Annotated in this window: 16 protein-coding genes; 9 read left to right on the top strand and 7 right to left on the bottom strand. The window is 70.2% G+C overall.

The window, feature by feature from the left end; all coding sequences use genetic code 11:
* Both VGZ32_RS24020 and VGZ32_RS24015 read right to left on the bottom strand, forming a co-directional pair.
* A partial coding sequence (locus VGZ32_RS24020) for a hypothetical protein (protein ID WP_326888443.1) occupies nt 1-960 on the bottom strand: 960 nt, incomplete at its 3' end.
* A gap of 5 nt (nt 961-965) precedes the next feature.
* Nucleotides 966-2,012 (bottom strand): SPFH domain-containing protein, encoded by a 1,047-nt coding sequence (locus VGZ32_RS24015; RefSeq protein WP_326888442.1) that lies wholly within the window; start codon nt 2,010-2,012, stop codon nt 966-968.
* 118 nt (nt 2,013-2,130) lie between these two features.
* Here VGZ32_RS24015 and VGZ32_RS24010 point away from each other — a divergent pair, with 118 nt between their 5' ends.
* The 5 genes from VGZ32_RS24010 to VGZ32_RS23990 all read left to right on the top strand — a co-directional run bounded on the left by VGZ32_RS24010 (nt 2,131) and on the right by VGZ32_RS23990 (nt 9,403).
* Nucleotides 2,131-3,117, top strand: coding sequence for an MBL fold metallo-hydrolase (locus tag VGZ32_RS24010; RefSeq protein ID WP_326888441.1), 987 nt, complete (start codon nt 2,131-2,133; stop codon nt 3,115-3,117).
* 138 nt (nt 3,118-3,255) lie between these two features.
* The gene (locus tag VGZ32_RS24005; protein WP_326888440.1) at nt 3,256-4,599 is read left to right on the top strand and encodes a S53 family peptidase; all 1,344 of its coding nucleotides are present in this window, start codon (nt 3,256-3,258) and stop codon (nt 4,597-4,599) included.
* A gap of 177 nt (nt 4,600-4,776) precedes the next feature.
* Nucleotides 4,777-5,082, top strand: a complete 306-nt coding sequence (locus VGZ32_RS24000) for an MTH1187 family thiamine-binding protein (protein ID WP_326888439.1) — start codon at nt 4,777-4,779, stop codon at nt 5,080-5,082.
* Between the two features lie 85 nt (nt 5,083-5,167).
* Nucleotides 5,168-8,542 carry a DEAD/DEAH box helicase gene (locus VGZ32_RS23995; protein ID WP_326888438.1) on the top strand — a complete coding sequence of 1,125 codons (3,375 nt, stop codon included), beginning with the start codon at nt 5,168-5,170 and terminating at the stop codon, nt 8,540-8,542.
* Nucleotides 8,543-8,602: 60 nt separating this feature from the next.
* Nucleotides 8,603-9,403, top strand: a complete 801-nt coding sequence (locus VGZ32_RS23990) for an SWIM zinc finger family protein (protein ID WP_326888437.1) — start codon at nt 8,603-8,605, stop codon at nt 9,401-9,403.
* 18 nt (nt 9,404-9,421) lie between these two features.
* On the opposite strand, the gene VGZ32_RS23985 is transcribed toward VGZ32_RS23990, so the two are convergent.
* Nucleotides 9,422-10,255 (bottom strand): class I SAM-dependent methyltransferase, encoded by an 834-nt coding sequence (locus tag VGZ32_RS23985; protein WP_326888436.1) that lies wholly within the window; start codon nt 10,253-10,255, stop codon nt 9,422-9,424.
* A gap of 142 nt (nt 10,256-10,397) precedes the next feature.
* On the opposite strand from VGZ32_RS23985, the gene VGZ32_RS23980 reads away from it, so the two are divergent.
* Nucleotides 10,398-10,847 carry a nitroreductase family deazaflavin-dependent oxidoreductase gene (locus tag VGZ32_RS23980; RefSeq protein WP_326888435.1) on the top strand — a complete coding sequence of 150 codons (450 nt, stop codon included), beginning with the start codon at nt 10,398-10,400 and terminating at the stop codon, nt 10,845-10,847.
* A gap of 191 nt (nt 10,848-11,038) precedes the next feature.
* On the opposite strand, the gene VGZ32_RS23975 is transcribed toward VGZ32_RS23980, so the two are convergent.
* The 4 genes from VGZ32_RS23975 to VGZ32_RS23960 all read right to left on the bottom strand — a co-directional run bounded on the left by VGZ32_RS23975 (nt 11,039) and on the right by VGZ32_RS23960 (nt 15,058).
* The gene (locus tag VGZ32_RS23975) at nt 11,039-12,247 is read right to left on the bottom strand and encodes an RtcB family protein (RefSeq protein WP_326888434.1); all 1,209 of its coding nucleotides are present in this window, start codon (nt 12,245-12,247) and stop codon (nt 11,039-11,041) included.
* A 416-nt stretch (nt 12,248-12,663) separates the two neighbouring features.
* Complete coding sequence (locus tag VGZ32_RS23970; protein ID WP_326888433.1) at nt 12,664-13,422, bottom strand: class I SAM-dependent methyltransferase; 759 nt, start codon at nt 13,420-13,422, stop codon at nt 12,664-12,666.
* Between the two features lie 67 nt (nt 13,423-13,489).
* Nucleotides 13,490-14,263 carry a GNAT family N-acetyltransferase gene (locus VGZ32_RS23965; RefSeq protein WP_326888431.1) on the bottom strand — a complete coding sequence of 258 codons (774 nt, stop codon included), beginning with the start codon at nt 14,261-14,263 and terminating at the stop codon, nt 13,490-13,492.
* A gap of 240 nt (nt 14,264-14,503) precedes the next feature.
* Nucleotides 14,504-15,058 carry a MarR family transcriptional regulator gene (locus tag VGZ32_RS23960; RefSeq protein WP_326888430.1) on the bottom strand — a complete coding sequence of 185 codons (555 nt, stop codon included), beginning with the start codon at nt 15,056-15,058 and terminating at the stop codon, nt 14,504-14,506.
* A gap of 173 nt (nt 15,059-15,231) precedes the next feature.
* Between VGZ32_RS23960 and VGZ32_RS23955 the strand changes: the two genes are divergently transcribed.
* The 3 genes from VGZ32_RS23955 to VGZ32_RS23945 form a co-directional block, all read left to right on the top strand.
* A complete protein-coding gene (locus VGZ32_RS23955; protein WP_326888429.1) occupies nt 15,232-15,885 on the top strand; it encodes an FMN-dependent NADH-azoreductase in 654 nt (217 codons plus the stop codon).
* A gap of 267 nt (nt 15,886-16,152) precedes the next feature.
* A complete protein-coding gene (locus VGZ32_RS23950; RefSeq protein ID WP_326888428.1) occupies nt 16,153-16,803 on the top strand; it encodes a DUF1707 SHOCT-like domain-containing protein in 651 nt (216 codons plus the stop codon).
* A gap of 703 nt (nt 16,804-17,506) precedes the next feature.
* Nucleotides 17,507-17,893: DUF72 domain-containing protein (locus VGZ32_RS23945; protein ID WP_326888427.1), on the top strand; the 387-nt coding region annotated here is incomplete at its 3' end.

Genomic DNA, 17,893 nt, shown 5'->3' with positions numbered 1-17,893 from the left:
CTTGGGGGACAAGGTGACAGTGATGGTTTGGCCCCAGGTGGGGGAGAGGTGGTCGGACTCGATGCCGTCGCCGAAAATGGTCATTTCTTCGCTGTGGACTTGGAGCTGGAGGCTTTGACCTGGGGCGATAGTGCCGGCGGTGAGTTGGGCGCCGGTGGTTGGGGAGGGCCATGCCTCGCGGACGAACCAGGCTAGGTTGGGGGATTCGGGGGTGGGGAGGGGCGGGGACTCCAGCTCCGCATCCATCTCCAGCTCCGTGTTCATCCCCGGCTCCGCATCCATCGTGGTCTCGGTTTCCTTGGGCGTGCGGGACCGCTGTCTGGCGACTGAGAGCAGCCAGCCGGTGGCGCCAGTGCCTGTGCCGACCAGGACGCCGGACGACGATTGGGGCTCGGTGCGGCCGTCGGGGAGGCGTAGTTCGTAGCGGGACGACTGGTGGCTGGGGTGGCCGAGGTAGATCTCGTTGAGCGCAGTGAGCTCCTGGCCGTCGCTCGTCGTGGCGGCGACCATGGTGCGGCGCTGGGTTTGCGCCCGGCCGTCCGCCACCAGGGCGAGTATTTGGCGGCAGCGGTCCGGGCTGTGCGTCGCGAGGACGGCGGGGCGGGCCGGGTTCGGGTTGACGCCGATCACCGGCTGGTTTGTCAGGTACTTCGCGGTGTTCGCGACCAGGCCGTCTTGGCCGACGATGACCACGATGTCGTCTGGTTCGAACAGGAAGCGGTCGAGGTCGGCCCGCTCTGCGGACGCCCTGCGCCACGCTGACGGGATCGCGGCCGAGACCGTCTGAAGCGCCCGGTTGGTCAGGTCGTGCGCCTCCTGGACAGCCTCGAGGGAGACGCCTTGCGAGCGCTGGAGGTACTGTGCCTGGCCCCAGGTCCCGGACTGGCGGATGATCTCCTCCCGCTCGGTGCGGCGATGGACCAGGACGACTCGGGGGGTGAGGTGAGGACCATCAGACATGTGGATCACCGGGTGGGCGGCGGGGTGGGCGAGGAGGTCGGGGAGGGAGTGGAGGCCGGGGGAGAGGCGAGCCGGGTCAGCGCGGCGGAGACGACGTCGGGGGTCAGGTTTACGCTGCCGATGCGCGGGAGGTTGGCCGCGAGGGTGCGGGTGGCAAGCGCGACGAGGATGCGCGGGTCGACGTCGGCGTAGACGTTGATCCGGGCCGCGTCCGCCTCGGCCTCCGCCGCGCCGAGGGCTCGTGTCTCCTCGGCTGCCGCCTCCGCCTTGAGCCGCGTGCGGTCGGCCTCCGCGACTGCGGCGATGCGCGCTGCCGCTGCTGCTTCGTCGGCGCGGCGGCGGTCGTTGGCCCCTTGGCGGGCGACGAGCTGCTCCTCGCGGATCGCCAGCTCGATCCGGCTCTGCAGCTCGTTCTCCGCGATCGCCCGCTCCCGCTCGACCGCGAGGGCGCGCCGCTCGAAGCCCGCGCGATCTGCTTCTTGTTGGATCCGTTCGCGCGCGGGGGTGCGCAGGGCGCGCTCGACCTCGGCGTCGGGGCGCACTGCGAGGACGCGCACGTCGATGATGCCGATACCCGTGTCGGACAGCAGGTCGTTGCCGGTCAGGGTCTCGGACAGGCGGCTACGCACGGCGGCGGTGGCGTCGGTGAGCGCGGCCCCGAGGTCCATGGACGCAAGCAGCGCGAGAGCGTGCTGCTGAGCGAGCTCTGTGAGTAGCGTGGCGACCTGGTCGAGCGGGGTGCCACGCCAAATGCCAGTCGTCGGGTCGAGCGCGAAGTCGAGGCGGCGGGCGGCGCGGTCGGGATCGGAGAAGCGGAAGGTGACTGAGGCCTGGACCGAGATCTCCTGGAAGTCGGAGGTCCGGCCGCGGAAGAGCAGCGGCAGCTCGCGGTCGTCCACCGGGATCTCGGAGAGCACCGCGGCGAGCGGACGGAACCAGAACGACTGGCCGGTGCCCGCGTGGGCGGTCTTGCCTCGCTTGACGTGCACGACGTGGTCGGTCGGGCCGCCCCTGAAGTGGCTGATGAACGGGCGCTTGGTGATGATGGCCACTGATTTCCCCCGAAGACTTGAGTGACGGGCGAGGCGAGCGTAGGGGGTCGAAGGGGTTATCGTCAAGTTGACGAGAACAGGGGTGGGGTGGTGGCGGTCGGGCGGGTAAGTTGGGGTCATGCGCGAGGTTCGAGAGCTCGGGGCGGACGTCCATCTAATCGACACGGCGATGTCCGGATTCGACGGCATCGTCGCGGCGTACGCGATCTTGGGAGACCGGCCGTGCCTGGTCGAGACCGGGACTGCGACGTCCGCGCCGGTCGTGCGCGAGGCCCTGGGGCGGCTGGGGGTGGGGGCGGAGGATCTGGCGACCATCGTGGTCACCCATATTCACTTGGACCACGCGGGTGGGGTCGGGGACTTGGCCGCGGCGTTCCCGAAGGCGCAGATCGTCGTTCAGGACACGGGTGCGCGGCATCTCGCCGACCCGTCCAAGCTGATGGCCAGCGCCCGACGGGTGTTCGGGCCCGTGATGGACGAGCTGTTCGGCGAGTTGCTGCCCACGGACGCCGCCCGGATCCAGGCGATCGGAGACGTGGGGTCGGTCGATCTCGGCGGAGGCCGGCAGCTGCGGGCCTACCACACGCCGGGTCATGCGCGGCATCACCTCGGGCTGGTGGACTCGGCGACCGGGGACTTGTACGTCGGAGACGCGGCGGGGCTGTATATCCCGGACGAAGGGGCCGACGCGCGGACGGGGCTGGGACCGGGTGGCGACATGGGCGAGATGATGCCGGGGACGCCGCCGCCGGACTTCGACCTCGATCTCGCGGTGGCCTCGCTGCACCGGATGCGGGATCTGGGCGCGCAACGGCTGCTCTTCTCGCATTACGGGCCGATCTCCCGGGTCGACGACTCGCTCGCGCGGGCGGAAGAGGAGATGCGGGTCTGGGTCGAGGCGGTGCGCGACGCCCGGCGCGACGGGGCCGGCCGCGGCGCCGAATTCGACCTTGACCACGCCGTCGCCATGGTGCGCGACCGGGTCAAGGACCGCTACGCCGGGCTCGCGGCCAGGCCAGAGGAAGCGGCGAAGTTCGAGGGTTTGTCGTCCGCGGCAGCAAATGTCTCGGGGATCGCGCGGTGGCTGGAGGCGCGCGGCGAGTGACCCGCGGGCGCTGTCAGCGCCGTCAACTGCGACGTCGCACAACCTGTTGACGGCGGCCGGGTTAGGCATTCATGGTGCACAGACAGGGGTCCTGACCCACAGGCTCCTGATCCCCCGTCGAACCGAACGGGAGTACCCATGGATCTCAAGCTCAATCGATTCCGTCCCCGCGCAAACGTCCTGAGGCTGCTCGCCGTCTTTACCGCGGCCAGCCTCGCTGCGTTCGGTGCCGCCAGCGCGGCGCAGGCAAGATCAACCGGCCAGTCGGCGCAGGCTGCCGGCGCCGCCCAATCCACGGCCACATCGCTTCACGTGCAGAACTTCGGCTGCAACACCGCTACGTCACCAGGCGTGATGCACTGCCTCGGCTACGTCGGCAAGCGCGCCGCGCACGGCTCCGCCGCGCCCCGGCCCGAGCTGACCGGCAGCCCAAGCAGCGTCGGTTACGTTCCGTCGCAGCTGCGCGCCGCCTACAAGCTGACCGCCACCGGCAGCAGCTCCGAGACCGTCGCGATCGTGGACGCTTTCGACGACCCGAACGCCGCCTCCGACCTGGCGACGTATCGGAGCGCTTACAGCCTCCCGGCGTGCACCGTCGCCAACGGCTGCTTCAAGAAGGAAAGCGAGACCGGCTCGACGTCGTCGCTGCCGACGACGGACTACGGCTGGGCCGAGGAAGAGTCGCTGGACCTGGACATGGTGTCGGCGATATGCCCGAACTGCCGCATCCTCTTGGTCGAGGCCTCGTCGGCGACCACCGCGGACCTCGGCACGGCGGAGAACACGGCGGCCGCGACCAGTGGCGTCGTCGCCATATCCAACAGTTGGGGAGAAAGTGAGGACTCGACCATCACCGCCTCCGACGCCAGCTACTTCAAGCACTCCGGCGTCGCGATCACCGCGAGTTCGGGCGACTCCGGCTACGGCGTCATCTGGCCGGCATCCTCGCAGTACGTGACCGCGGTGGGCGGCACCAGCCTGTCTACGGCCTCGAACTCGCGCGGCTGGACTGAGAAGGTCTGGTCCACGTCGTCCACCGAGGGCACCGGCTCCGGCTGCTCGGCGTTCGAACCGAAACCGGCGTGGCAGAAGGACACCGGCTGCGCGAACCGGACCGTCGCGGACGTCTCGGCGGTCGCGGACCCGGCGACCGGCGTCGCCGTCTACGACACCTACAACAGCTGCGGAGGCGGCGCCTTCTGCGACATCCTGCTTGAGTTCGGGCTCGCGTCCGGTGCGGACGGCTGGGTCCAGGTCGGCGGGACGAGCGCCTCTTCGCCGATCATCGCGTCCGTATACGCGCTCGCCGGCAATACGTCGTCGATCACGTATGGTTCGTACCCGTACAGCCACACCTCGTCGCTGTTCGACGTGACCGCGGGCTCCACGGCGACGTGCAGCCCGGCCTACCTGTGCACCGCAGAGGTCGGGTACGACGGCCCGACCGGCTGGGGCACACCGGACGGCACAGGCGCGTTCTGATTCTGACGCGCTGAACCGACTAACACCCTTTGGCGGCCCGCCCGTTCAGTTGGCGTCGAACTGACGATAACTCGACCGGCGGGCCGTCCGCGTGCCGCCGACCCCGGCGGTCCGTTCGGTCGCCGTGTCTGGTTGGGTGGAATCGGTCAGCTGAGGCGGTAACGGGAGGTCATCTAGATGTTGGTCGCGTTCTCGGTCACACCCATCGGAGTCGGGGAGGACGTCGGCGCGTACGTCGCGGACGCGGTCCGGGTCGTCCGCGAGTCAGGGCTGCCCAATCGCACCGATGCGATGTTCACCACACTCGAGGGCGACTGGGACGAGGTCCTCGACGTGGTCAAACGCGCCTGCGAGGCGGTGCAGGCGGTGGGCGCGGGGCGGGTGAGCCTGGTGCTCAAGGCGGACATCCGGCCCGGCGTGGCCGACGCGCTCACCACGAAGGTCGCCACCGTCGAGCGGCTTCTAGCGAATCGCGACGAGTGACCGAGGAGGGCTCCCGGCTCGACTAAGCTGGGATTTTGTACTCTTTTCGGTACTCAAGTGGTGCAGCTGAGGAGCATGCCCCGCCGTGTACGTACTGCACGCCCTGTTTACTGAGGCTGGTTCCTGGGAGCTGTGGGCCGAGGATTCCGGCCGCCCGCTCACGGACGGCTGGGCGGAGCAAGGCGGTGCTGCGGAGCAGATCGCGGCCGAGAACGGCGGCTCCGGCCGGCCGGAACTGCCCGGAAGGCTCGCGCGGCATCCGTTCGCGGCCGAGCCGGCGGTTGTCGCAGCTCTGCTAGCCGCCGCGGGTGGCGACATTGCTGCCGCCACATCGGGCGCAGACCTGCGCGGTAGCGTCCCGCTGGCCCTGCCCTCGCACCTGCGCGGCCCGGCCCCGTCCCTCAGCTTCGCGCGCTTTCTCGCGGACGGCCTGGAAGCGGAGGCCGACGCGTTGCGTGCGTGGATCGTGCCGACCGTCGCGCTTGGGCCACGCGACGGCGCCGCATTGCTCGCCGCTCTCGAGGGCGACCGGCTGGCCACGTTCGATGCGTCCGGGGCCGAGACGGACATCCCCTTGGCCGACACCGTCCGCTACGCCGCCGCCGTCGCGCAGTTCGCCGACGCGCTGGTGCGGCGCGGCGAAGTTCTGCCCGAGGTGGAGCATGACGAGGACACAGGCGCCTATCGCGCGTCCTGGCGCCCTGCCTACTCGCTGGAAACCGCCGCACATCGCAAAGCTCTGATCGACGCGATGCCGCCGGTCTTCCGCGCCCAGCAGTTGGGTGCCGAGCCGGTCGGCCGGGTTGCCGCGGATGTGCTCGACGGAGCGGTTGGGGCGCTCGTCGACGCCTACGCCGCAGCGGCGCTCACCGGTCCGCACGGTCTGCACGGCGAGCCGCTCACGCCCGTTCGTTCGTTGCGCAGCCGGATGAAGCCGAGCGCCGCAGCCCTCTGGCTCGACGCGCTCGCCGCCGCGTCCGGTGGACGGCTCGATCTAGACGAGCTGGACGAGCGCGCCGCCGCTCGATTCGCCCAAGACCTGGCGGACTGGCGCGAGCATTACCGAACTGTCACAGGGCCCGTACGCACCTGCTTCAGGCTGGTCGCTCCGGACGAACCAGCCGGGCTGGAATACCCGATCGCGTCGGGCGCAGAGATCGAAGATGCGGATGAGGCCTCGGATCCGGCCAGCAGGCGGCCCGGAATCGCGGGCATCGGCTCGCGGTGGGTCGTCGAACTGCTGCTTCAGTCGACGGAGGATCCTTCGCTGCTCGCGTCCGCCGACGAGGTGTGGCGGCGCAAGGGCGCGGCTCGGCTGCTGCGCGCGGCCGGTGCACAGCCGCGCCAGGATCTGCTCGCCGGACTCGGGCGGGCCTCGCGAGTCTTCCCCGCGCTCGGCCTCGCGCTGCGGCAACCCGCGCCGACCGAAGTCGTGCTCGACGATGACGGCGCGTACGACTTTCTCACCCGCATCGCCCCGGCCCTGGCCGGAAACGGCTTCGGCGTCCTGCTCCCGTCCTGGTGGTCCGCCGGGCGCGCGGAGCTCGCCCTGACGCTGACCGGCGCGCCCGCACGCGAGCAGGAAAAGGCCGAACAGCCCGGCATGGTGCGCAAGCAGTCCGGGTTCGGCCTCGATGACCTCGTCGACTACCGCTGGGAGGTCTCGCTCGGCGGCCAGAAGCTGACCGACGACGAGTTCCGCGCGCTGGCCGACGCGAAGAGCGGGCTGGTCCAGCTGCGCGGCAAATGGGTCGAGGTCGACCGGGACAAGCTGTCGGCCGGGCTCAAGGCGCTGGGCGACCGGCGCGGGGGCACGCTGCGTGCCGGAGAGTTCCTGCGTGCGGCGATGTTCGGTCCTGCAGCCCTCGACGCCGGATCCGCGGCGCCCGGCCCGCTCCTGGACGATGACGCCATCGACGCGCTGCCACTCGAGCGCGTCGAGGCGGGCGGATGGCTCGGCGACCTGCTCTCCGACGCGCCGGATCTGCGGTGCGCTCCGATGCCGGCCCCACCCGGGATGCACGCCGTTCTGCGCCCATACCAGGAGCGCGGCGTCGGCTGGCTCTCCTTCATGGAGAAGATCGGACTCGGTGCGGTGCTCGCCGATTCGATGGGCCTCGGCAAGACCGTCCAGATCCTCGCGCTGCTCGAAGCGGAGCGCGCGGACGAGGCCGCGGCCGCCGCCCCCACGCTGCTGATCTGCCCGATGTCACTGGTCGCCAACTGGCAGCGGGAGGCCGGGCGATTCACTCCGGAGTTGTCAGTACACGTACACCACGGCGCCGAGCGGCTCTCCGGCGCCGAGTTCCGCGACGCGGTCGAGGGCGCGCAGCTGGTGATCACGACGTACGGCTTGGCGCTGCGCGACCGCGAGCAGCTCGCCACCGTGCCATGGCATCGGGTCGTCGTCGACGAGGCGCAGGCGATCAAGAACGCTGCGACGAAACAGGCCCGCGCGGTGCGCTCGCTGCCCGCCCCGCATCGCGTCGCGCTGACCGGCACCCCGGTGGAGAATCGATTGGCCGACTTGTGGGCGATCATGGAGTTCGCCAACCCCGGCCTGCTCGGCACCGCCGAGTCCTTCCGCGAGCGCTTCGCCCGCCCGATCGAGAGGGACGGGGACGAGCGCGCCGCCGCGCGTCTGCGCCGGACCACCGGGGCGTTCGTGCTGCGCCGCGAGAAGACCGACCCGGCGATCATCGACGACCTGCCCGCCAAGGTCGAGATGAAGGTGCTGTGCAACCTCACCAAGGAGCAGGCCTCGCTCTATCAGGCCACTGTCGACGAGCTGCTGCGGGAGATCGCGGAGGCTGAGGGCATCGCTCGGCGCGGCCTGGTGCTGGCGATGCTCACCCGGCTCAAGCAGATCTGCAACCACCCCGCGCACTTCCTCAAGGACGGCTCCCGGCTGCCAGGCCGTTCCGGGAAGCTGGCCCGGGTTGAAGAGCTCTGCGACGAGGTGCTGGCCGCCGGGGAGCGGGCGCTGCTGTTCACCCAGTACGCGGAGTTCGGCACGATGCTGCGCGGCCACCTGGCCGAGCGGTTCGGGCGCGAGGTGGCGTTCCTGCACGGCGGCGTGCCCAAGCGGTCCCGCGACGCGATGGTGCGACGCTTCGAGGAGCCGGACGGGCCGCCGCTGTTCGTCCTCTCCCTCAAGGCCGGGGGAGTGGGCCTCAACCTGACCGCCGCGAACCACGTCGTGCACGTGGACCGGTGGTGGAACCCGGCGGTCGAGGACCAGGCCACCGACCGGGCGTTCCGGATCGGCCAGCGCCGCGACGTCCAGGTTCGCAAGCTGATGTGCGCGGGCACCCTGGAGGAGCGGATCGACCAGGTGATCGAGGACAAGCGCGATCTGGCGGAGCGGATCGTCGGCAGCGGCGAGGGTTGGATGACCGAGCTGTCCGTCGCGCAGCTGCGCGACGTGGTGCGCCTGGCCGACGACGCGGTCGTGGAGTAGCGGCAGTGGTAGGGCTGAACAGGGAAGACGGGATAGAGGCGTCGCCAGGAGGTGGAGAGGATGCCTGACGGGATCGCGGCCCGCACGCGGCGTGGACCGATCGGCGGGACGTGGTGGTCGCAGCGGTTCATCGCAGTGCTCGAAGGGATGGGGCACGGCCCCCGGATGAGCCGTGGTCGCACCTACGCGCGGGCCGGCAACGTGCTCGAGCTCTCGGTGCGACCCGGCGAGGTCGCGGCCAGTGTGCAGGGCAGCCGCCGCAAGCCGTATAGCGTGCTGCTCAATATCAATGTCTACACTCCGGAGCAGTGGGAGCGGGTCGCGCGGGCGCTGGCTGGCAGCGCCGAGTACGCCGCGACGCTGCTCGACGGGCGGATGCCCGAGCGCATCGAAGACGTCTTCGCCGCGTGCAATCTGACCTTCTTCCCGGTGCGCCGCGAGTTCGGCACCGACTGCACGTGCCCTGACATGATGCGTCCGTGCAAGCACGTCGCAGCGGTCTGTTACATCCTGGCGGAGCTCTTCGACGAGGACCCGTTCGCCATGACCGCCTGGCGCGGGCGCGACCGGGCGAAGTTGCTGCGGCGGATCGAGGAACTGCGCGACGAGGAGGCGTGGCAGGAGGCTGACGGTCGGCTGCAGGAGCCCGCGCTGGCCGAGCTCGTCGACCACTATTGGAGCTGCGCGGCCCGGCTGCCCGCGCCGCTTCCGGCCGCGCCGCCGCACACGAACCCTGATGCAACCGCCGCGCCGGTCGGGGCGATCCTCGACCGCCTCGGACCGGTCGGCGTCGAGGTCGAGGGCCGCGACGTGCGGGACCTGCTGCGCCCGGCCTACCAGGCGCTCGCGCGGCGCAGCTGAGCCTCGCCGCCGCCCCGGTCACCCAACGCGACCAGTGTGAATCTCGTTCGCCGCGGTGATCTCGCCGTGCGGGATCGCGAGCCATCCGTCCGGCTCGGTGCTCCAGGCGATCCAGCCCTCCGCCAGCCGCGCCAACTCCGCCTCGTCGGCGTGTCCTCCCGCCACGGCGCTACGGGCGAAGTCGGACTCCGTGACCCTTCGCGCCCACATCCGGCCCCACCACTCCCGCTCGGCCCCGGTGAAACACCAGACCGAGGCCGAGGCGGTCACCTGCGCGAATCCGGCCTCGCGCGCCCAAGCGTGCAGCCGTCTGCCCGCGTTCGGCTCGCCGCCGTTGGCCCGTGTCACCGTCTGGAACAGCTCGAGCCAGTCGTCCAGCACGGCCGAGGCTGGGTACCAGAACCAACCGCTGTAGTCGCTGTCCCGGGCCGCGACGATGCCGCCCGGCGCGCAGACCCTCCGCATCTCGCGCAGCGCTGCCACCGGGTCGCCGAGGTGCTGCAGAACCTGGTGGGCGTGGACGACGTCGAAGGAGCCGTCGGGATAGTCGAGCGCGTACACGTCGCCGACTGCGAACTCGATCCGGTCGGCGAGGCCGACCTCGGCGGCGTGGCGCGCGGCCTGCTCGAGCACACTAGGCGCGGCGTCGATCGCGACCACGCGGCCGGGGGCGACCAGCGCGGCCAGGTCGGCGGTGATCGTGCCTGGTCCGCAGCCGACGTCGAGCAGCGTCATGCCGGGCCCGAGACGGGGCAGCAGGTACTTCGCGGAGTTCTCGGCGGTGCGCCAGGTGTGAGAGCTCAGCACAGACTCGTGGTGACCGTGCGTGTAGACGGCCGGCTTCCCGTTCATCGTGTCAGACTCCTTCGTCCCCGAGGGCGGTGCCACGATTCGACGGTAGCAGGTGTTCTCATCTGGTGAGCAAACCTGTATCACAATGCGGGCGATCACCCATGGGGTTACGATGGCCGTCGCACAAGAAGGAGGAGCATCCGTGAGCGAGGACCGCAATCCCGCCGAGGTCGTCGACAGCCCGACGTCGTTCGTCGCCGAACACATCCGCGCCTACGTCGAGTCCAGCGGTGAGCAAGGGCACGAGTGGAAGGAAGGCGTGCCGACGCTGCTGCTGACCGTGCTCGGCCGCAAGTCCGGGGTTTGGCGCCGCACGGCCCTGATCTACGGCCGCGACGGGGACAACTACGTCGTCGTGGCGTCGAAGGGCGGCGCGCCGAAGCACCCGTCCTGGTTCCTCAACCTGGCCGACCACCCCGAGGTCGGTATCCAGGTCGGAGCGGAGAAGCTGACCGCGCGGGCGCGCGTCGCGCAGGGTGAGGAGCGTGCGCGGCTGTGGGACCGGATGGCGCAGATCTGGCCGGACTACAACGCCTACCAGACGCGCACCGACCGCGAGATCCCGATCGTCGTACTTGAGCCGGTGAAGTAGCGGCAGGTGCAGCACGCGCCGGCGCGCGACGCTTCGCGTGCCGTTTCAAACGGCGGAACGTAAATGGCCGCCGAGCACGCGAAGGGCGGCGTTCGTGACGCCGCCCTTCGCTCTTCGCCGGGGCCGGATCAGCCCCCCAGCCGGCTGATCCGTCCGCACGGCCGACAGGTGCGCTTAAGCGCTTCGCGCACCTAGCCCTTCACGCACACCGCCTGCCGCAGCTGCGCGACGACCTCGACCAGGTCGGTCTGAGCCGCCATCACCTGCTCGATCGGCTTGTACGCGCCCGGGATCTCGTCCAGCACCCCGGAGTCCTTCCGGCACTCCACCCCTGCGGTCTGCTGCTCCAGGTCCCGCGTGGTGAACACCTTCTTGGCCCGGCCCCGGCTCATCGCCCGCCCGGCCCCGTGCGAGGCGGAGTTGAACGCCGCGGCGTTGCCGAGGCCGCGCACGATGTATGAGCGCGTTCCCATCGACCCCGGGATGATCCCGTACTCGCCGTGCCCGGCCCGGATCGCGCCCTTACGGGTGACCAGCAGGGGCTCGCCGTCGTACTCCTCCTCGGCGACATAGTTGTGGTGGCAGGAAATGACCTCGTCGAAGGCCGCCGCGCCGTTCCCGGCCCGCGCCTTCGCGAACTCCTTGCGCACGACCTGCTGGAACAGCGCCATCATCACGGCCCGGTTCAGCCGCGCGTACTCCTGCGCCCAGAACAGATCGGCCCGGTACGCCTCCATCTGCGGGGTGTGCTGGAGGAACACCGCCAGGTCGTGGTCGACCAGGCCCTGGTTGTGGGCGAGCGACCGCGCGACGCCGATGTGGTGCTCGGCCAGCTCCTTGCCGATGTTGCGCGACCCGGAGTGCAGCATCAGCCAAACCCGGTCCTCCTCGTCGAGGCAGAACTCGATGAAGTGGTTTCCCGAGCCGAGCGTCCCCATCTGCCCGAGCGCACGCTCCCGCCGCGCCTTGACCTGCGGCGCGAGCGAGTCGAACCGGGCCCAGAACGCCGCCCAGCCGGTCGCCGAGAAGCCGCGGAAACGGGTCGGGTCCACCGCGCTCGCGTGAGCGCCGCGCCCGACCGGGATCGCCGCCTCGATCCGCGAACGCAGCCGTGACAGGTCGTCGGGCAGGTCGGACGCGGTCAGGGCGGTGCGCACGGCGGACATACCGCAGCCGATGTCCACGCCGACCGCCGCCGGGCACACGGCGCCGCGCATCGCGATGACTGAGCCGACCGTCGCGCCGATCCCGACGTGTACGTCAGGCATCACCGCAACGCCCGCGACCTGAGGCAGCGTGGTGACGTTGTAGAGCTGCTGGAGTGCCTGAGGCTCCACGGTCGCGGGGTCCGCCCAAAGGCGGATCGGCACGTGGTGTCCGGGCAGCTCGGTCATGGCCATCGTTGTCAGACCTCCAAGGTCATTGTCGTCGCGCATGGCGCAGCGGCGCGACGCAATTACGGCCGGTGCGCGCGGCGCTCAGCGCGGAAAGATCGGGTTCGGAGCGTGCGAGAAGGAGGGCGGAATCGCGGCGACGTCGGCGGCCGCGGCGCCCTCGCTTCGCAGGTGGGTGGGCGCGGCCGAGCCGGTCGGGGACTACCGGCGCCTGCGTCGAGGGGACCTGCCACAGCGGAGCGGGTGATGGCGCTGCATCGCTGGAGGTCTCCTCTCTCGGTCCGCGGTACGTTGGTGGAAGCGACGTACCGCGCGCGCCCGCCCGCACCGTCCGGGCCGTCGGCCGCGCCGGGGTCTATGAACTCATATACCGCGGACCGCGGCAACGTGTTTTCGAGCTGCGGTGTCTTCGAGGCTTGTTTTCACGCCGCGGTGGTGTCGGCCGGAGTGCGCACGGCGATGAGATGGGTGGCGAACCGTTCGGTGAGCCGGCCGTCCGGGAAGGCTTCGCGCAGCAGCTCGCGCTCGGTGGCGATGAATGCGGCCGGGTCCGGCAGCTCGGCGATGTAAGACTTCGAGGCCAGATTCTCCAGATGCCGGTCGACCATGACGCGGCGGTCCCAGAAGAAGTCGTATTTGGCGATTGTCAGCTCATAGCGCTCGTCGAAGTCCGTCGGCAGGCTGTACACCTGCGCCCACGTGCCACAGGCTGCGTCGATCCTCGCCTCCTGCGCCCGCTCCCAGTCCAGTTCCCGCAGAGTGCGATTCCACCAGGCCCCGAAGACACCGCCGGGCCGCAGCACGCGGAGGAACTCGGGGATGCCGAGCGCCGGGTCGATCCAGTGCCAGGCCTGCGCGCACGTGACCAAGTCGGCGCAGGAGTCGCGCAAGGGTATCGCGGTGGCGCTGCCTTGAACGGGGCGCACGCCAGCCGAGCCAGCTGAGTCGGCGGTGAGCTGGGCGATCATCGGCCCAGACAGCTCGAGCGCGGTCACCCGGGCGCCGCGCGCGGCGAGCTGGCGTGAGGCGATGCCGGTGCCCGCCCCGAGGTCCACCGCGTGCGCACCGGCCAGCGGCCGCCCGAGTATCGCCTCGAGGGTGTCGTACAGCTCGGCGGGATAGTCGGGGCGTCCAGCGGCGTACAGCTCCGCCACGGTGTCGAACTTGGACCGCTCAGCCAATCGCCCGCCCCTTCACGCCTCGAACCGGCGTCCGGCCGGGATCGCGGCCGAACGACCGGATCGGACTCTAGCTGATCACCCGGTAATGGTAAGCGTGGTGGGTGGTGAAGCCGAGCGACTCGTAGAGCGCGAGGGCCGGTATGTTGTCGGCACCGACCTCGAGATACGCGTGCGTAGCGCCCTCGTCCGCGGCCCACTCGAGCAGGCCGTCGATGACCAGCTTCGCCAGGCCGCGGCGGCGGGCGGTGGGCGCGGTCTCGATGCTGGCCAGCCCTGCCCACCGCACCGGTCCCTCGTCTCCTGGCCGCATGGCGAGGGCGGCGCGGCCGATCGCGAGCACGGCGCCGGACTCGGGGTCGAAGACGCTGGCGTAGCGGACGGTTTCGCCGGAGCCGAGGATTTCGCGGGCGACCGGCGGCGCCTGGCCGGAGCGGTAGAGCGAGAGCCACTGGTCGTCGGGCGCGTCGGCGAAGGTCTCCTTGACCCCGATCGGTGCGACGTCCAGCAACAGATCGAGCACGTCGTCGATGTCGGCGGTCTGGCGCAGCGCACCGTGCGAGATCTCGCCGTGGCCGAGGCCTTCGATCTCGCGGTCCAGCTCGGAACCCGCGACGATGTGGATCAAGGCGGGGAGCTCGCGCTCGGCGTACCAGGCGCGAACGGCGGCAAGCGCGTCGGGCAGCGGACGCGAGAGCGGTCCCACCGGCCAGGCCGAGTTGGCGCGGTGGGTGAAGCCGCCGCCGGCGCGCAGTTGCCAGCCGTCGATCCACGTGGAATCGGTGAACCCCCAGCCGCCCGCGGCTATCGCGAGCAGCTCCTCACCCGTGGGCGTATCGGCCATTGCCTACCTTCTCAAAGCTATGAACGGTGGCAAGACAATGCCGTGTTGGCGGGCAACGGTCAAACCGGACCTGTCACACTGCGTGAAAGGCGCGCCCCACGGCCCCGTCTGTCGAGGTCAGCGGGGTGATGGGGGGACGGCCACAGTCGGCAAGTCGGGCGCCTTCGCCCCCGGCCTCGTCGTGGCGCGGTCCCCCTAGGCCGGTTGATGCGTGCCCTCAGCTATCGCAGCGTTCGTGCGTCACTCGCCTGCGGTAGTGGTCTGGCCGACCGCCGCCGTCATTCCCTCGCCGCCGGTGCAGCCCTGCGCGGCTTCTGCCGCCCCGCACGGGCCTTCGAACTTGCCGCTGCAAACCTGGGCGGCTATCTCGCGCAACATGCTTCGCAGCCTGGCCTGGTCGTCCGCGCTGAGCGCCCCGAGCAACTCGGCCTCGGCGACGCTGATCGCCGCCTCGGTCTCCCTCAGCCGGTCGTGCCCGGCCGGCGTGGCACGGATCAACCTGCTGCGACGGTCGTTCGGGTCCGGAATCCGCTCGACGAGCCCGGCCCGCTCGAGATCGTCGACCAGGTAGACCATCACCGTCCGGTCCACACCGAGCTGCTTGGCCAGCTGTGCCTGGTTGTCTGCGCTGCAGTTCGCGGCACCCGAAAGTGCCTGGTAGCCACGCGGCCCGTGCGGAAGGTCCGCCAGCACCCGGTCCATCACCGAGGCGTACGCCCGAAAGCACTGGGAGAGCAACCAGCCGAGGTTGTCTTCCAGGCCAGCGGGCAAATCCCCCGGCACGAGCTGTGTCATGCCGACCACCATGCCATACCGCGACGCGTCAAAGACGTGGCCATCCGGGCCGCATCCACCGATTTCGATAATACCCGACATCTGCTGCTTGACAAATAGTCTGGATCACAGACAGTCTTGTTCAGAGACAAGATGTCTCGCAGATCAACTCCAGGTCCACGAGGAGTACAGACATGGCCCGCCTTCTGCACATTGATTCGTCCGCGCTGTCGGCCGGCTCGGTCTCCAAGGAGATCGCCGAGACCTTTCGTGCGGCCTGGGCGCAAGCGCATCCCGACGGCGTCGTCACCTACCGGGACCTCGGGCTCACCCCGGTCTCCCCGATCGCTGAGGCCGACATCCGTGCCGCCTTCATCCCCGCTGAGCAGCGGACCGCTGAGCAGGCCGCCGCAGCGGCCCGGCGCGATGAGCTGATCAGCGAGGTGGAACAGGCCGACGCGTATCTGTTCACCGTGCCCATGTACAACTGGGGCGTCCCGGCGACCTTCAAGGCCTGGATCGACCAGATCATCCAGGGCGGGCGGACCCTGACGTTCGATGGTCAGCCGCCGCTGGGTGGTAGGCCGGCGACCGTGATCCTGGCCTACGGCGGCGGCTACGGCCCTGGTACTCCGCGCGAGGGCTGGGACTTCGTGCAGCCCTACCTGGAGACCGTCCTGGGCAAGGCGCTCGGCCTGGACGTGATCTTCATCAAGGCGGAACTGACCCTCGCCGAGCGCAACCCGGCGATGGCCGACCTGATCCCGAAGGCCAAGGAAATACGCTCAGGGGCGCACGCCGCCGCCGACTCGCATGCGCGCGCTGTCGCCGCCCGGATAGCCGCCTGACCGTAAGAGTCCTGCGCGTCCGTTCGAGTCGCCGCAGTATCGTCCCTCGTCGAGCCGTCGAGCCGTCGAGCCGTCGAGCCGTCGAGCCGTCGAGCCGTCGAGCCGTCGAGCCGTCGAGCCGTCGAGCCGTCGAGCCGTCGAGCCGTCGAGCCGTCGAGCCGTCGAGCCGTGGCGTCCGGCCGGTCCTGCGCCCATCGCGTCAATCTCCTGCGTCCCGCAGCGTGCCCGCTGGATGAAGACCGACAGGCCCGAGACTAGAATCCGGGCGTGACCGATGCCCAGGACCCGAACGCCGCGCTGGAAATGCGCGCCTCCGATGCCGACCGGGAACGGATCGCCGAGCGCCTTCGGGTGGCGGCCGGGCACGGACGGCTGACGATGGACGAGCTCGAAGAGCGCCTTGAACGGGCGTACGGTGCGAAGACCTACGCGGAGCTCGAGCCGATCATCCGCGATCTGCCTGACACCGACGCGGGTGCTTCCTACGCGCCTGGTGCTGCCTCCGCCGCAATGTCCGCGCGAGTCGGCGGCACAGCCAGCCGCAAGCGCTGGTCGATCGCGGTGATGTCGGGCGCGACGCGGCGGGGCACTTGGGTTGTGCCGCCCCGCTACAACGCGTTCGCGTTCTGGGGCGGCGTCGTGCTCGACCTGCGTCAGGCCTCCTACGCCCAACAAGAGACGGTCATCCGGGCCAACGCTTTGATGGGCGGCATCGAGATCATCGTTCCCGACGACGTTCACGTGCACCTCGAAGGCGTCGGCATCATGGGCGGCTACGACGAGATCCCGGCAACCCGCCAACCGCCGCCCGGCGCGCCGGTTGTGCGGGTGACCGGCATCGCGTTCTGGGCCGGCGTGCAGGTCAAGCGGAAGTCGGCGCCAAAGACCGACAAACCTCGCGAGCTTCCGCCGAGCTGACCGTCTAAGCGGAAACGCCAGCTCCACGTCGCGCCTCGACATGAGCGACGGCGGCCGGCGTCGCGCTCGTCCGATGGATTTGCCCTCGCCAGCCGGCGCCCTCAGGCCGAGCCGCACACGTTGCCGGAGAGCGCGCGGGTCGGGGCCGGTCCCGGACACCCGGGTGCTGGCGTTCGGCAGTGCCGCGAAGGCGCCGAACAGCCCTGGGCCGTGCAGGTCCTGGAGATCGGAGAAGGGCGTCTCGCCGGAGTCACGTACGTCCTCGACACCGAGCGACTCTCCCGCTGTTCGAACTGCCACCCCGACCGGTCGTCAGCGAGTGCCAGTAACAGGCCCACGAGTCTTGAGGCGGTGGGATGGCGGTAGGGGTGGTTACGGACCGCGGGCACTTGGGCGGCATGCGTGTGAGAGTGGGCTAAGTGCTAAGTACGCGCTGCCCGCCGCTCGAGCACGATTGCGACGGATCGGCCGCGTGGCTCGTTGGATCCCGGTCGGAGGGTACTCGATCGGCGGCATGGCTCGTTGGATTGCGCGGCCGGACGGTGCTCGGTCGGCGGGGCCGCTCGTTGAATCGCGCGGTGGCGGGGTACTCGGTCGACGGGCGGCTCGTTTGATTGGGCGGTCGGTGTGTGCTTGGTCGGCGCGATTCCGCGTGGGCTGGCGCATTCTGCGTGGACAGCGGGCTGCGCGGGAGGAGGCTGCGATGTCTATCCTCGTCGGGACGGCGGGGTGGGCCGACAAGGACCTGATCGCCTCGGGTTGGTATCCGCCTGGGGTGCGCAGGCCAGCCGATCGGCTGCGGTACTACGCCGAACGGTTTCCGCTCGTCGAGGTCGACTCGTCGTACTACGCGATTCCGCTCCCTTCGACCGTGGACGGGTGGGTGCGCAGTAGTCCGGATTCCTTCGTCATGGACGTGAAGGCTTACGGACTGCTGACCGGCCATCGTGTCCGGACCGCGTCGCTTCCCGTGGAGCTGCGCGAGGGGCTCGGATCTACCGCGTGGATCGCGGCGGGCGGTGCGCCGGATTGGTTGATGGCGCAAGCGTGGGAGTACTTCCACGACGCCGTCGAGCCGTTGCGGCAGGCC

Source organism: Actinocrinis sp. (assembly GCF_035938995.1).
Taxonomy (GTDB): Bacteria; Actinomycetota; Actinomycetes; order Streptomycetales; family Catenulisporaceae; genus DASZGI01.
Note: the sequence above shows the minus strand (reverse complement) of the source record. Positions and strands in the feature narration are given on the sequence as shown.

Excerpts from the sequence above, each read along its gene's own strand:
- VGZ32_RS23965 (WP_326888431.1), bottom strand. The coding sequence starts at position 14,263 with ATGGCCGATACGCCCACGGGTGAGGAGCTGCTCGCGATAGCCGCGGGC.
- VGZ32_RS23990 (WP_326888437.1), top strand. The coding sequence starts at position 8,603 with ATGCCTGACGGGATCGCGGCCCGCACGCGGCGTGGACCGATCGGCGGG.
- VGZ32_RS23985 (WP_326888436.1), bottom strand. The coding sequence starts at position 10,255 with ATGAACGGGAAGCCGGCCGTCTACACGCACGGTCACCACGAGTCTGTG.
- VGZ32_RS23960 (WP_326888430.1), bottom strand. The coding sequence starts at position 15,058 with ATGACACAGCTCGTGCCGGGGGATTTGCCCGCTGGCCTGGAAGACAAC.
- VGZ32_RS24005 (WP_326888440.1), top strand. The coding sequence starts at position 3,256 with ATGGATCTCAAGCTCAATCGATTCCGTCCCCGCGCAAACGTCCTGAGG.
- VGZ32_RS24010 (WP_326888441.1), top strand. The coding sequence starts at position 2,131 with ATGCGCGAGGTTCGAGAGCTCGGGGCGGACGTCCATCTAATCGACACG.
- VGZ32_RS23975 (WP_326888434.1), bottom strand. The coding sequence starts at position 12,247 with ATGGCCATGACCGAGCTGCCCGGACACCACGTGCCGATCCGCCTTTGG.
- VGZ32_RS23955 (WP_326888429.1), top strand. The coding sequence starts at position 15,232 with ATGGCCCGCCTTCTGCACATTGATTCGTCCGCGCTGTCGGCCGGCTCG.
- VGZ32_RS24000 (WP_326888439.1), top strand. The coding sequence starts at position 4,777 with ATGTTGGTCGCGTTCTCGGTCACACCCATCGGAGTCGGGGAGGACGTC.